This window comes from Rhizobium sp. SG570 (assembly GCF_012275345.1).
Taxonomy (GTDB): domain Bacteria; phylum Pseudomonadota; class Alphaproteobacteria; order Rhizobiales; family Rhizobiaceae; genus Rhizobium; species Rhizobium lusitanum.
In genome coordinates this window covers 148564-162864 of sequence record NZ_JAAZQI010000014.1, presented here as the reverse complement: position 1 = coordinate 162864, position 14301 = coordinate 148564, and the positions used below count along the sequence as shown (strand labels likewise).

The following is a 14301-nucleotide window of genomic DNA, read 5'->3' as shown; positions in this document are numbered from 1 at the left end:
AGGGAAACATGAGAGGTTTCAAGAAGACGCCGGCTGACTCCAAGATGATCAGCCAATCGATGATGCTCGACCGCCGCCAGCTGCTGCTCGGTGCGGCGGGCGCGGCGACACTTAGCGTTGCGTCCGGCTTTGGCATCCGCCCGGCGCGCGCCGCCGACCGGACGGAAATCAGCTTTGCCAGTGCCAGCTTCTTCGGCAAGGAAGGGCTTGGCGATCTCGTCAAGGCTTTCAACGAGTCGCAAAGCCGGGTGACCGTCAAGTTCATCGAGCTGCCGCCGCCAAGCTCGTCGACAGAAGTCTATCAGGGGCTCGTCCAGCAGCTGGCACGCCGCAATGGGACGCCTGATGTCTTCAGCCAGGATGTCATCTGGATCGCAGGCTTTGCGGCCGCGGGCTGGGCCTTGCCGCTCGACGAATATTTCCCGAAGGACAAGCGCGCCGAATACTTCCCCGGTACGGTCGCCGCCTGCACCTATGGCGGCAAACTCACCGCGCTGCCGTGGTTCGTCGATTCCGGCATGTTCTACTATCGCAAGGATCTGGTGGAGAAGCATGGCGGCAAGGTGCCGGAAACCTGGGCCGACATGGCAACGATCGCGGCTGAGGCACAGAAGGCCGGCGACGCCAAGTTCGGCTATCTCTGGCAGGGCAAACAGGCGGAAGTCCTGATCTGCGACGCCGTCGAAATCATCGCGTCCAACGGAGGTTCCATCCTTTCCGCCGACGGTAAATCCTCGGTCATCGGCGATGATGCTGCCGTCGAAGCGATCCAGTTCCTCTATGACACCATCAACAAGACGAAGGTCAGCCCTCAGAACGTCCTGTCCTGGGATGAGGAGCCTTCTCGCCAGCCGTTTACGTCGGGCGAGGCGATGTTCATGCGCAACTGGTCCTATGTCTATCCGATCGCGCAGGATCCAAAGGCCTCGCATGTCGTCGACAAGGTTGCCGTCGCTCCGCTGCCGCATTTTGCCGGCGGCAAGAGTGCCGCGTGCCTCGGCGGCTACCAGCTGGGCATCAATGCCAATTCCAAGAAGCGGGAAGCGGCGATCGAATTCTTGACCTGGATGTCGTCGCCGGAAACCCAAACCCGGCTGGCCCTTAATTTCGGTCTTGCACCCTCGCGTCCGGCGATATTCCAGGATGCAAAGCTGAAGGCCGAGCAGCCGTTCATGGCGAGCCTCCAGAGCGTCTTCACCGGCGCCACACCGCGGCCGATCACGCCGCAATATGCCAAGGTGACGCTGGCATTGCAGTCCAGCATCTCGAAGGCGCTGGTCAGCGGCAACGTCAAGGCGGAACTGCAGGCGGCGGCTACCCAGATCAACAAGATCGTTGGCTGAAATGGCCGTAACGATGACGGTTCCCGCGTCCGAGCGAACCCCAGGCAAATCGAGGGCGCTGCCAAGCGCCCTCTGGCCCTGGCTGCTGCTGTTACCGGCTTTCATCTCGCTCGCATCGGTATCCTTCTATCCGATCTTCAACGGCCTCTATCTGTCCTTCACCAATCGCTCGCTGATCACTCAGGACAATGATTTCATCGGCATCGCCAACTATGTGCAATTGCTGGCCGATCCGCCTTTCTGGAATGCCTGGTGGCACACCATCTGGTTCACCGTGATCTCGACCGGGCTTGAGACGTTCATCGGCCTTGCGATGGCGCTGATCCTTTGCGAGACCTTCGCCGGCCGCGGCATGATCCGCGCCGCCATGCTCGTGCCCTGGGCCATGCCGACCGTCGTGACATCGAAGATGTTCGGCTGGCTCTTCGATGGTCAGCACGGCATCATCAATTTCATCCTGCTGCATGCGGGGCTGATCGACCAGAACGTCAACTGGTACGGCTCGCCCGATACGGCCCTGACGACGATCATCCTTGCCGACGTCTGGAAAACCACGCCGTTCATGGCGCTTCTGCTGCTGACAGGGCTGCAAACCGTTCCGAAATCCCTGGTCGAGGCCGCCCGCATGGACGGCGCGCGAGCCTGGACGATCTTCTGGCATATCCGGCTGCCGCTCTTGATGCCGACGCTGCTGATTGCCGGCCTCTTTCGCGCGCTCGATGCGTTCCGTGTCTTCGATCTGGTCTATGTGCTGACGGGCGGAGGCCCGGCCGATTCCACCGAGACGCTTTCGACGCTGTCCTACAAGGTGCTCTTTTCGACGCTTCAGTTCGGCTATGGCTCGGCCGTCTCGACCGCCATGTTCATCACGGAGGGGCTGATCGCCGTTGTCTTCTGCATCTTCCTCGTGCGGCAGATAAGGAAGACGACATGAACGAAAGCCGCTCCGTCTTTCAAAGCCTCGTCATCTACTTCGGCGCACTGCTTATCCTCATCTGGTCCGCCGGCCCGTTCCTTTGGCAGTTCTCAACCTCGTTCCAGCTCGACAAGGCACTGACCGAGGGAACGCCCTCGCTCATTCCGAACCCGTTCACGCTGGAGCATTACTATAACGCCTTCATCGAAAAAGGCCTGCATCACTATGTGATGAACTCGCTCATCGTCGCGTTGTCGACCACGGCTCTCTGCCTGATCGTCGGCTCGCTCGCCGCCTTTTCGCTGTCGCGCCTCGATGTGAGGGGGCGCTTCGGCATCCTCACGGTCATTCTTTCGGTGTCGATGTTTCCGCAGATCGCGCTGGTCGGCCCGCTCTATCTCATTGCGTCGGATCTCGGGTTGCTCGATACCTATACGGCGTTGATCATCACCTATCTCGCACTCGGACTGCCGTTGGTGACCTGGGTCCTGTTCGGCTACTTCGAGACATTGCCGCGCGAGATCGACGAGGCGGCCCGCATGGACGGCGTCGGTCCGGTCGGCCTGCTCTGGCATATCATCCTGCCGATGTCGCTGCCGAGCCTGGTCACGACAGGCCTGCTTGCTTTCATCACCGCCTGGAACGAGTTCCTTTTCGCGCTGGCCTTCACCTCGGATAGCGACAGCCAGACGATCCCGGTCGGCATCGCCAATTTCACCAATCAATATTACGTGCCCTGGGGAGACATCGCCGCCGCATCGGCTGTCGTCACCGTGCCGCTCATTGTCTTGGTGCTCTTCTTCCAACGACACATCATCGAAGGCCTGACCCAAGGCGGAATCAAGGAATAGCGGGAATGAGCAAGGACATAAAAGTCGGCTGCCAGACATTTACGTGGGAAATGCTCGGCGATGCCTGGCGAGGAACGGCCGACGATCTGTTGTCGGCCATATCCGCCGGCGGTTATCTCGGCATCGAAATCACCGATACGATGATCGGCCGCTACGCGGCAGACCCCCATGCTTTCGCGAGCGCGTTGAAAAGCCACGGCTTGACGCTCGTTTCCTTCGCCTTCGGCTCGAAGAGCGGCTTCACGGTCGCCGATGCGACTAAGGACGATCTTGCGACGGCGCGGCGCTGGATCGACTACGCCGCCCATTTTCCGGGCGCACTCGTCTCCATCGGCTCGGCCACCGTCGTCTCAGACGGCCCGCGCGATGACAAGTTCGCCATCGCCGGCGACTTCTACAATCGCGCCGGAGAACTCGGCAAAGCCAGCGGCGTCGATGTCGCCGTACATCCGAGTTCGCATCACAATACTCTGCTGTTCGACCGCGCCGATTATGACCGCATCTTCGCCTTGCTCGACCCGAGCCTGGTCGGCTGGGTGCCGGATACCGGCCATATCCTGCGCGGACATGCTGACATGCTCGATACGATGCGCGCCTACCAGGATCGCATCCGCTACCTGCACCTCAAGGACGTCGACGCCAATGACCGATGGGCGATGCTCGGCAAGGGTATTCTCGACACGCCTGCCGTGATCGATCTCGTCTCCACAGCGCCGCGTTTCAATGGCTGGCTGGTGTTGGAGGAAGAATCCGAAACCGCAGCCGCCGACCCTGCCGCCGCGGTCAGAGCCAACCGCGAAACCATGCGCGGCTACGGCGCATAAGGAAGAGAACCATGATCGAAAAGGAAAATCGCCGTCTTCGCGTCGGAGTGCTCGGCTGCGGGCCGATCGCCCAGTTCGCGCACCTGGAATCCTGCGTGAAGGCCAGGAATGCCGATCTCTATGCGATCTGCGATGCGGCGCCCGATCTCCTGGCACGCATGGGCGCGACCTACGAGCCGCAGAAGATATACGACAACTATGATGAAATGCTCGCCGATCCCGATCTCGAGGCCGTGATCGTCGCGACATCCGACGCCTATCACGTGCCGATGTCCATCAAGGCGCTGGAAGCCGGAAAGCATGTGCTCTGCGAGAAACCCATTGGCGTGTCGATCGAGGAGGGCCTGCAACTTGCCGAGGCCGTGCGCTGCTCCGGCAGGATTCTGCAGGTCGGGCACATGAAGCGCTTCGATCCTGCGCTGGAGGCGGCGCGTGATTTCGTCCGCGACGATATCGGCCAGATCTTTGCGATGAAGGCTTGGTATTGCGATTCCACCCATCGCTATACCAATACGGATGCGGTGCAGCCCTTGCCTGTCACCAGCAAGCTTGCGCGCAAGCCGGTCGGTAATCCGAAGGCCGACCTGCGGCAATATTTCATGCTGGCGCATGGCTCGCATCTGGTCGACACCGCGCGTTTCTTCTGCGGCGATATCGTTGCAGTGCGCGCTCGGCTTCTAGAACGAGCCGGTGCTTACTGCTGGTTCGTGGAAACCGAATTCGCCAGTGGCGCGCTCGGCCATCTGGATCTGACCGTTGCCGTGCGCATGGATTGGCATGAGGGCTTCCAGCTCTATGGTGAAAACGGCTCGATCCTCGCCAAGACCTTCAATCCTTGGTACTTCCGCTCGAGCGAGGTCGAGATTTTCCATGAGAAGGATGCGACCACTAGGAAGCCGCTCGGTGCCGACGGCCATTTCTTCCGCCGGCAGCTCGAAGGCCTCGCTGATACGGCGTTGAATGGTGCGCCGATGCGCGGGGCCGACGTCGAGGACGGTCTGGCTTCGATCCGCGCGATGGTGGCGATCGCCCGATCGGTGGAACGGGGCGAGCGGGTCGAACTTGCATCGGTCACGGGAGCGGTCTGATGCAGATCGGGATATTCGCCAAGACCTTTCCGGGGACCGAGCCGCTCGGTGTTCTCTCGGCCGTGCGCGGCAGCGGCTACGCATGTGTGCAGTTCAATCTCGCTTGCTGCGGACTGCCCTCGATGCCCGGTGCCGTCGCTGAGACGACGCTTGCGGAAATCCGGACGGCAGTGCGCGCCACCGGGATCTCGCTTGCAGCTCTCTCCGGCACCTACAACATGGCCCATCCGGACATATCCGTGCGTCGAACGGGCATGGCCCAACTCGCCGTCGTCATCGAGACGGCGGCGGCACTCTCCATTCCGCTCGTGACGCTTTGCACCGGTACGCGCGACCCGAACGACCAATGGGCCCATCATCCCGACAACGGCGATCCCGCCGCCTGGGCCGACATGGCGGCTGAAATGTCGAAAGCTCTGGAACTGGCGGAACGGCATGGTGTGGATCTCGGCATCGAGCCGGAGCAAGCCAATATTGTCACGTCGGCTAAGGACGCCAGGCGGCTGATCGAGGAAATGGGATCGCGACGGCTGCGCATCGTGCTCGATCCCGCCAATCTGTTCGAGCAGGCGACGCCGGAGCAGGCGCGGGTGATCGTCGAGAAGGCGGTCGAAACCGCGGCGGGCCATATAGCTCTCGCGCATGCCAAGGATCGTCATGCCGATGGTCGCTTCGCAACCGCGGGGCAGGGCGTCGTCGATTTTCCTGATTTCATTGCACGGTTGCGGGCCGTGGGCTTCGACGGCCCACTCGTCACGCATGGCCTCTCGGCGCCCGAGGCCCTCGGCGTTGCAGCGTTCCTTAAGGGGCTGATCTGATGGGAAAGACGTCATTCATGCGTGCCGATGCAAGCCTTGCCGTCTATCGCGAAGGGCAGGGGCTTCCGGTCGTCTTTCAGCACGGTCTTGGCGCTGACGAGGCACAGGTAGCACAGAATGTTCCAACCTCCGCGGATATCCATCGACTGACGCTGGAGTGCCGCGGGCATGGCGCCTCGTCGCTTGGCAGCGCGCGACCTTTTTCGATCCATATGTTCGCCGAGGACGTGTTGGCAGCGGCCACCGAATACGGCTTTGACCGTTTCGTTGTCGGCGGCATTTCGATGGGAGCGGCCATTGCGCTGCATCTTGCCCATCATCACCCCGGCCGTGTCGCGGGACTCGTTCTCGTGCGTCCTGCCTGGATATTCGAGGCATCACCGGACAATCTCGAGCCTGGTCGCGCCGTTGCGGCCCTGATCCGTTCACATCCGGTTGCGGAAGCCAGGGAACGCTTTATCGCCTCGGAAATCGGGCGTCGGATCGCGTCCGAGGCGCCCGACAATTTCTCTTCGCTGCTCGGCTATTTCGAGCGGCCGGACGCCTTCGATTTCGCATCCGTCCTTGGCGACATCGCCGCCGATGGGCCTGGCGTATCGAAGGCCGACACGGCAGCCATCAAAGTTCCGACGCTGGTCATCGGAAACGAACAGGATGCGATCCATCCGCTCTCCTGCGCCCTCACGCTCGCCGAAACCGTTCCCGGCGCGCGCTACATCGAAGTCACTGCCAAGACCGCCGACAAGGCGCGGCATTTCGCCGAAATCCAAGGCGCCATCACCGATTTCCTTGCATCCAGTTCAATCCGGAGCCCCTTTCGATCATGACATCCAAACCTCTTTCCGGCCCGGCTGCCATCGCCGCACTGCCCCGTAACCGATTGCTCGGCGAGTTCTCGCTCTGGTCGGCGGATCTTGCCAATATGGAAACCGATCTGAAGCGGATCGAGCCCTTTGTCGACCTGCACCATATCGATGTCGCCGACGCCCGCTTTACCCCGGGATTCCTGTTCTTTCCGGATTTCGTCGCCCGCATCGCCAAAGCGACCGCCAAGCCCATCCATGTGCATCTGATGGTCGAAGGTGAAATCGTCGAGGAACAGACGCGCCAATTCATCGAGGCGGGAGCCGATCTGATCAGCGTCCACGCCGAGAATGGCGAGGCGGGGTTGCGTGCTGCAGGGCTCGCAAGAAAGCTTGGCGCCGAAGCAGGGGTGGTGCTGCGGCTGGAAACGCCGGTTTCGGCGATCAAGCCGTTCATCGATCATGTTGCCTTCGTGACGCTGCTTGGCACGTCCATCGGCGTCAAGGGGCAGAGCCTTTCCGATAGGGCATGCGACCGGCTCTTGGAAGCGCGTGACTTGCTCAAGCAATCCGGTCGTGAGGACCAGATCATCCTTGCGGCCGATGGCGGCATCCGCGAGCAGACCGTGCCGCTCCTGCGCAAGGCCGGCGCGCAGACGGTTGTTCTCGGCTCGCTCGCCTTCGGCGACAAGGATCTAGCCAGCCGCATCGCCTGGCTCCATGGCTTGGAAAGCGGGGTTGCGTGAACAAGGTTGCCCTTGCCTTTGATCTCGGCGGAACGGAGCTTCGCGCCGCACTCGTCGACGAGGCAGGAAGCCTTCTGGCCTTCTCGGCCGTGCCGACGGCGGCCGCCGATGGACCTGCCGCAGTGACGCGGCAAATGGAACAGCTCGCAGCCGAGGTGCTGGCGCAAACGCCCGACCTTTCTCCCATCGGCATAGGTGTCGGCGCACCGGGACCGCTCGACCCCGAGGCCGGTATCGTCATCGGGCCGCCGACGCTTATCGGCTGGCATGAGGTGCCGCTGGCGACCATTCTCTCCGATCGCTTCGAACTGCCGGTCCGGCTGGGGAACGACGCGAATGCGGCAGCCCTCGGCGAATGGCACTACGGAGCGGGTCGCGGCGCGGATTCGATGGTTTTCGTGACGGTCTCCACGGGTATCGGCGGCGGCGTGATCGCCAACGGCCGGACTTTGCACGGCCGGCGCGGCCTAGCGGCCGAGATCGGGCATATGACCATCACGAACGAAGGGGAGCGGTGCTTTTGTGGCGCGATCGGTTGTTTCGAGGCCGTTGCCTCGGGAACGGCTTTGGGGCGTCATGCAACGGCACGGACCCGGAAATTCGACGGCTCGCTGATGCGTGCGATTGCCAGCGATGGCGACGTCAGCGGGCGGCATGTCGTTGAGGCTGCACGAAAGGGCGATGTGCTGGCGATGGAATTGCTGGATGCGGAAGCGCGCTGGCTCGGCATCGGCTTTACCAATCTGCTGCATCTCTATTCGCCAGACATATTGGTAATGGGTGGCGGTATCTCGCATGGCTTCGATCTTCTGCAGGAAGTTGTGGTGGCGACCGTTCGCGAACGCGCCATGCCGGCTTATCGCGGGGTCCCCATTGTTGCCGCCCAGCTCGGGCGTCATGCCGGCCTGATCGGCGCGGCCAGCCTCATCCTCGGGCAAGAGGCAGACATTGGCGCCAGTTCATCCATCGAAAGAAAGGAGGCCAGCAATGGCTAATCTCAAGCTGCGCGACGCCCGCAAGACCTATGGCGCGCTCGAAGTCATCAAGGGCATCGATCTGGATGTGGACGACCGTGAATTCGTGGTCTTTGTCGGCCCGTCCGGCTGCGGCAAGTCTACGTTGTTGCGCATGATCGCCGGCCTGGAGAAGATCACCGGCGGTGATCTGATGATCGATGGCGCCCGCGCCAACGACGTGGACCCGTCGCAACGCGGCCTGGCGATGGTCTTCCAGTCCTATGCGCTCTATCCGCACATGACGGTCGCCGAGAACATGGGTTTTGCGCTGAAGATCGCAGGCGTTTCCCCGGCCGACCGTGATCGCAAGGTCAGGGAAGCTGCCGAGGTTCTTGAGCTCGCGCATCTGCTCGACCGTCGGCCGAAGGACCTGTCGGGCGGTCAGCGGCAACGTGTGGCCATCGGCCGGGCGATCGTACGCAATCCGAAGATCTTCCTCTTCGACGAACCCTTGTCCAATCTCGATGCCGCTTTGCGCGTCAACATGCGGCTGGAGCTGATGCGGCTGCATGAGCGGCTGGCGGCAACGATGATCTACGTTACCCACGATCAGATCGAGGCGATGACCATGGCCGACAAGATCGTGGTCCTGAACTCCGGTCGCATCGAGCAGGTCGGTTCGCCGCTTGAGCTTTACAACCGACCGGCAAATATCTTCGTGGCCGGCTTCATCGGCTCGCCGAAGATGAACCTTCTTCCGGCTGTGGTCGAATCGACCGGACCTCAAGGCATATCCGTCGCGCTGCCGGGCGGACACAGGATCACTGTGCCGGCCTTCGGCGGAACGGTAGGAGCCAACCTGACACTTGGCATCCGCCCTGAACATATCCGCATCGACCCGAATGGACGCTTCCCCGGCCAAGCAATGCTGGCGGAGCGGCTGGGCGGCCTCACGATCCTGCATGTGGATATCGGATCGAACCAGTCGCTTGTCGTGCAGACGGAAGGTACGGATACGACTCCGCTGCACACAGCTCTGTCTCTCGACATGGAACCTGCCGCTTGCCACCTCTTCGATACCGATGGCAGGCCGCTCGCCAGATTGACCTGACCTGCAGTTCCGAGGCGCCGTTGCTGCGTACTGATGCCTGGCAGAAAAGGGCAGAACTCCGTGGTCGGAAGACTGCGGAGTGGAATTTGTGGTGCCTGGATCAGCTCCCCACCCATATTCTCAATCAGACTTCCGCGCCCCGTCCGTCGCAAAAAAGTTCCTGATATCCTTGTCGGTGACATTGGAGTAGGGGTTGTTCGCAACGGTCTATCCAGTTGCATTGACTCCATCTCGCCATTGCATAATCTTGGTAGGCCATAATATGGTATCCGAAACTTGCCCGTCCCTGCGGTAAGGGACGGAAGTTGACGTCTGAAACCGAGGTGTTGGAATGAATGATGATGCGCACGGCACGGCAATTCGCGTGGAGCGTCCGGCCAAGACGTTGCGCGAACTGGCACTCGACAAAGTGCGGGAGGCGATCCTCAATGGCTATTTCCGCCCGGGGGATCGTCTGGTGGAGCGGGATCTCTGCGCCCAGCTTGGTGTAAGCCGCACGATCGTACGCGAGGTTCTGCGCCACCTCGAATCCGAAGGCCTCGTCGCCAATCTGCCGAACAAGGGGCCGATCGTCGCCCAGCTCAACCATGACGAGGCGAAGCAGATCTATGAGATCCGCGGCGCATTGGAAGGCATGGCCGCGCGTCTTTGCGCCGAGCAGCGCAATCCCGCCATTGCCGATGCTCTGGACAAATCCCTTGAGGACATCAGAAACAGCTATCGGGACAAGGATATGGCTGGTGTACTCGCCCATACCTCATCCTTCTATCAGACGCTGTTCAGCATGGTCGACCGCCACATCGCGTGGGGCGTCGTCAATCTTCTGACCGTGCGCATCAATCATCTGCGCTCGATGACGATCAAGACGCAAAATCGCGATGTTCAGGGGCCAGTGCAGATGGCGCGGATCGTCGATGCCATCCGGCGCGGAGACGGCGAGGGCGCCTACCAGGCAGCCATGGAGCATGTCGCCAGCGCCAGCGCAATCGCACAGGCGGTTCTCTCAGGACGCCAACCGATCGATTGATCCGGTACGCCGCTCCTTGCCGATGTACGGCGGCATCGCACCTAATGCCATCTCGGCGACCTCACCAAATTAAAGGCACCCTCACGATGCGGGCTTGACTCTCCGCGGCGTTCGATGTGACGGTATGCCATAATCAATAATACAAAATTGGAACATCAAAAAAACTGGGAATGCAGTCGCAGCCTGCAGGCTCACCCAGAATATTGGCATGAAGATGATGGCTAGCATGCCATGATCAATCACTTTCGCTTTGATGAATAAGCATCTGTTATAATTATATTTTCTCTCTGTTCACTTAAGTTTTCCGCTCGTTTGCGCGAAGCCGCTTGACAGTTTTGTATTATGGCATACCATCATACATAACCTAGAAAAACGAGCGGAGCCATGACCTTTCAAATCCGTAAAACCGTCCTGCAGATCGAAACCACCTTGGTTGAAGGGGGCAAAGCAGCGCCCACGCCTCTGAAGCTCTTTTCGGCCTGTGCGATCGTGAAGAACCCCTGGGCCGGTCGCGGCTTTGTCGAGGATCTGAAGCCCGAGATCCATGCCGCAGCGCCGGTTCTCGGTGAATTGCTCACCAGCATGATCATCGAGGCGGTCGGATCGGGCGAGGCCGTCGAAGCCTATGGAAAATCGGCAGTGGTCGGCCTAGACGGCGAGATCGAACATGCGTCTGCACTGATCCATACGCTGCGTTTCGGCAATCATTATCGCCATGCCGTCGGCGCCAAGTCCTATCTCGCCTTCTGCAATACGCGTGGCCCGGCCAACGCGCCGATCATGATCCCGCTGATGGACAAGAACGACGAAGGGCGCCGCTCGCATTATCTGACGATCCAGACGTCGATCGCCGATGCTCCGGCTGCCGACGAGATTGTCGTCGCACTCGGCGCTTCCGTCGGCGGCCGGCCGCATCATCGTATCGGCGACCGCTATCAGGACCTCAAGGACCTGGGGCAGGACGTCTCAAATCCTGCCGGCGTCTGACGGATTGGGCGCGGAGATGTCGACGATGGACACCATAGCGCAGAGCAAAGCCAATGTCCCCGAGGCAGAAGGATTGCCGCGTAAGATCACGGCAGGCGGGACGGCCTACCACGAGGTGGGCATAGGCGAGCCCCTTGTTCTCATTCACGGCGTCGGCATGCGCCTCGAAGCCTGGCTGCCGCAGATCGCTGCCTTTTCCGGGAGCCATCGCGTCATCGCCGTCGACATGCCTGGCCATGGCGAAAGCAGATCGCTGCCTGCCGGCAGCCGCCTGGAAGCCTTCGTCGACTGGTTCGGCGGCTTCCTTGATGAGATGGCGCTCGACGCTGCCAATGTTGCCGGGCATTCGATGGGTGCGCTTGTCGCCGGTGGTGCCGCGGCAACCTTCGGTGAGAGGATCAGGCGCGTCGCCTATCTCAACGGCGTCTATCGCCGTGATGCGGAAGCAAAGGCGGCGGTCCTGGCACGCGCAGCGGCAATCCCGGTGACCGGCGTCGACAAGGAAGGGCCGCTTCTGCGCTGGTTCGGCGACGATGCGCAAAGTGCGACCGCCCGGGAGTTGACCCGCAACTGGTTGGGCCTCGTCGATCCGCAGGGATATGCGACAGCCTATGCGGCATTTGCCGGCGGCGACGAAACCTACGCCGATCGGTGGCCGCAGGTGCGGGTGCCGGCACTATTCCTGACTGGTTCGGACGATCCCAACTCGACGCCGCAGATGGCCGAGCAGATGGCGGCTGCAACCCCGAGAGGCTGGGTCCGGATCGTCGAAGGGCATCGTCATATGGTGAACCTGACGGCACCTGAGATCGTCAACGAATTGCTTGCTGAGTGGCTTTCATGCGGGGAGGACGCAAGATGACGGCGCAAAATATCGATGCAAGGGCGCTGCGCGACGCCTTTGGCGCATTTCCGACCGGCGTCACGGTCGTGACCGCGCAAGATCACGCCGGTCTGCCGATCGGCTTCACGGCCAACTCCTTCACCTCGGTCTCGCTCGATCCGCCGTTGCTTCTGGTCTGCCTGGCGAAGACCTCACGCAACTTCGCGACCATGACGAGCGCGAAGCATTTCGCTATCAATGTTTTGTCGGAAGCGCAGAAAGATATCTCCAACACCTTCGCGCGTCCGGTTGAAGACAGGTTCGCAACTGTCGAATGGGATGCCGGCGCCGACGGCTGTCCGATCCTTGCCGATGTTGCCGCCTGGTTCGAATGCGGTATGGAGCAGGTCATCGATGCCGGCGACCATGTCATCCTCATGGGACGCATCGCCTCCTTCCACAACAGCGGCCGCAACGGTTTGGGCTATGCCCGCGGCGGTTATTTCACGCCGATCCTCGCGAGCAAGGCAGTTTCGGCCGCAACCGAGGGCAATATCGAGCTCGGTGCCGTTCTGGAGCGCGATGGCGAGATCCTGCTACTCGGAGAAGACATCTTCGCACTGCCGAGCTGCGAAGGAAGGGAAGGGAGCCCGACCGAAATTCTATGCGACTACCTGCAAGAGCTGACCGGGCTTTCGGTGACGATCGGCTTTCTCTATTCGGTCTATGAAGGCAAGAGCGATGGCAAGCATCATATCGTCTACCGCGCCTTCACGTCGCAAGGCGAGCCGCGCGAGGGCAGGTTCTTCAAGCCGGACGCCTTGACCAAAACCCGCTTCAAGACGAGTGCGACAGCCGATATCGTCGCTCGTTTCGCACTGGAAAGCCAGATCGGTAATTTCGGCGTTTATTTTGGAGACGAGACCTCCGGTACGGTCCGCCCGGTCTCGACGAAGGTGGCACGAGCATGAAATTCTCTCTCTTCGTTCACATGGAACGCCTCGATGCGAGCCAGAGCCATAAGAGCCTCTACGACGAGTTCGTCGCGCTCTGCGAAATTGCCGACAAGGGCGGCATGCACGCCATCTGGACGGGCGAGCATCACGGGATGGATTTCACCATCGCTCCCAATCCTTTCGTGACGATCGCCGATCTGGCCCGCCGCACGTCGCGGGCGAGACTAGGCACGGGAACGGTGATCGCGCCTTTCTGGCATCCGATCAAGCTTGCCGGCGAAGCGGCCATGGCCGACATCATCTGCGACGGCAGGCTCGATATCGGCATCGCCCGCGGTGCCTATTCCTTCGAATATGAGCGTCTTTTGCCGGGGCTCGACGCCTGGGGCGCCGGCCAGCGCATGCGCGAGCTGATCCCCGCGATCAAAGGCATCTGGAAGGGCGACTATGCCCATGACGGAGAATTCTTCAAATTCCCCGCGACCACCTCGGCGCCGAAGCCGCTACAGGAGCCCAATCCTCCGATCTGGGTCGCCGCACGCGATCCGAACTCGCATGAATTTGCCGTCGCCAACGGCTGCAATGTTCAGGTGACGCCGCTCTGGCAAGGAGATGACGAAGTCGAGGCGCTGATGGGCCGTTTCAACGACGCCTGCGCTAGGAACCCTGATATCGACAGGCCGAAGATCATGCTGCTACGCCACACCTATGTCGGCTCGTCGGAAGCCGATATCGCTGAGGCCGCCCACGAGCTCAGCGTTTACTACAATTACTTCTTCGCCTGGTTCAAGAACGAGAAGCCGGTCCATCAGGGCCTGATCGAGCGCATTCCTGATGAGGACATTCGCGCGAATGCCATGCTGTCGGATGCGGTCATGCGCAGCAACAATGTCGTCGGCGACGCCGCGACGGTGATTGCGCGGCTGAAGGCCTACCAGGCGATGGGCTATGACGAATATTCCTTCTGGATCGACACCGGCATGCCGTTCGAGCGCAAGAAAGCCTCGCTCGAACGTTTCATCGCCGAGGTCATGCCGGCATTTGCGGAGTGA

The 14301-nt window shown here is 61.2% G+C and carries 15 protein-coding genes; all 15 read left to right on the top strand.

The window, feature by feature from the left end:
* Window positions 1-8: 8 nt before the first annotated feature.
* The 15 genes from FHT28_RS25775 (at window position 9) to FHT28_RS25705 (ending at window position 14301) form a co-directional block, all read left to right on the top strand.
* Window positions 9-1343 (top strand): ABC transporter substrate-binding protein, encoded by a 1335-nt coding sequence (locus FHT28_RS25775; RefSeq protein ID WP_168597715.1) that lies wholly within the window; start codon window positions 9-11, stop codon window positions 1341-1343.
* Between the two features lie 13 nt (window positions 1344-1356).
* Window positions 1357-2277, top strand: a complete 921-nt coding sequence (locus FHT28_RS25770) for a sugar ABC transporter permease (protein WP_234903949.1) — start codon at window positions 1357-1359, stop codon at window positions 2275-2277.
* Entirely contained in the window at window positions 2274-3110 is an 837-nt protein-coding gene (locus tag FHT28_RS25765; RefSeq protein WP_047640502.1) for a carbohydrate ABC transporter permease, read from the top strand. The genes FHT28_RS25770 and FHT28_RS25765 overlap by 4 nt, the downstream gene beginning before the upstream one ends.
* A gap of 5 nt (window positions 3111-3115) precedes the next feature.
* Window positions 3116-3934, top strand: coding sequence for a sugar phosphate isomerase/epimerase (locus tag FHT28_RS25760; RefSeq protein ID WP_047640501.1), 819 nt, complete (start codon window positions 3116-3118; stop codon window positions 3932-3934).
* Between the two features lie 11 nt (window positions 3935-3945).
* The gene (locus tag FHT28_RS25755; RefSeq protein WP_168597714.1) at window positions 3946-5022 is read left to right on the top strand and encodes a Gfo/Idh/MocA family oxidoreductase; all 1077 of its coding nucleotides are present in this window, start codon (window positions 3946-3948) and stop codon (window positions 5020-5022) included.
* Window positions 5022-5840, top strand: coding sequence for a sugar phosphate isomerase/epimerase (locus FHT28_RS25750; RefSeq protein WP_168597713.1), 819 nt, complete (start codon window positions 5022-5024; stop codon window positions 5838-5840). The genes FHT28_RS25755 and FHT28_RS25750 overlap by 1 nt, the downstream gene beginning before the upstream one ends.
* Window positions 5840-6667 carry an alpha/beta hydrolase gene (locus tag FHT28_RS25745; protein ID WP_210255865.1) on the top strand — a complete coding sequence of 276 codons (828 nt, stop codon included), beginning with the start codon at window positions 5840-5842 and terminating at the stop codon, window positions 6665-6667. Before FHT28_RS25750 ends, FHT28_RS25745 begins: the two co-directional genes overlap by 1 nt.
* Window positions 6664-7389 (top strand): ribulose-phosphate 3-epimerase, encoded by a 726-nt coding sequence (locus FHT28_RS25740; protein ID WP_168597712.1) that lies wholly within the window; start codon window positions 6664-6666, stop codon window positions 7387-7389. Before FHT28_RS25745 ends, FHT28_RS25740 begins: the two co-directional genes overlap by 4 nt.
* Complete coding sequence (locus tag FHT28_RS25735) at window positions 7386-8384, top strand: ROK family protein (protein ID WP_168597711.1); 999 nt, start codon at window positions 7386-7388, stop codon at window positions 8382-8384. Before FHT28_RS25740 ends, FHT28_RS25735 begins: the two co-directional genes overlap by 4 nt.
* Entirely contained in the window at window positions 8377-9456 is a 1080-nt protein-coding gene (gene ugpC, locus FHT28_RS25730) for a sn-glycerol-3-phosphate ABC transporter ATP-binding protein UgpC (protein WP_168597710.1), read from the top strand. Before FHT28_RS25735 ends, ugpC begins: the two co-directional genes overlap by 8 nt.
* 331 nt (window positions 9457-9787) lie before the next feature.
* On the top strand, window positions 9788-10483 hold the full coding sequence (locus FHT28_RS25725) for a GntR family transcriptional regulator (protein WP_168597709.1): 696 nt from the start codon (window positions 9788-9790) through the stop codon (window positions 10481-10483).
* A gap of 384 nt (window positions 10484-10867) precedes the next feature.
* Window positions 10868-11470, top strand: a complete 603-nt coding sequence (locus FHT28_RS25720) for an amino acid synthesis family protein (RefSeq protein WP_047561610.1) — start codon at window positions 10868-10870, stop codon at window positions 11468-11470.
* Window positions 11471-11486: 16 nt separating this feature from the next.
* Complete coding sequence (locus FHT28_RS25715) at window positions 11487-12332, top strand: alpha/beta hydrolase (RefSeq protein WP_037200247.1); 846 nt, start codon at window positions 11487-11489, stop codon at window positions 12330-12332.
* Complete coding sequence (locus FHT28_RS25710; RefSeq protein WP_168597708.1) at window positions 12329-13264, top strand: flavin reductase family protein; 936 nt, start codon at window positions 12329-12331, stop codon at window positions 13262-13264. Before FHT28_RS25715 ends, FHT28_RS25710 begins: the two co-directional genes overlap by 4 nt.
* The gene (locus FHT28_RS25705) at window positions 13261-14301 is read left to right on the top strand and encodes an LLM class flavin-dependent oxidoreductase (protein WP_168597707.1); all 1041 of its coding nucleotides are present in this window, start codon (window positions 13261-13263) and stop codon (window positions 14299-14301) included. Before FHT28_RS25710 ends, FHT28_RS25705 begins: the two co-directional genes overlap by 4 nt.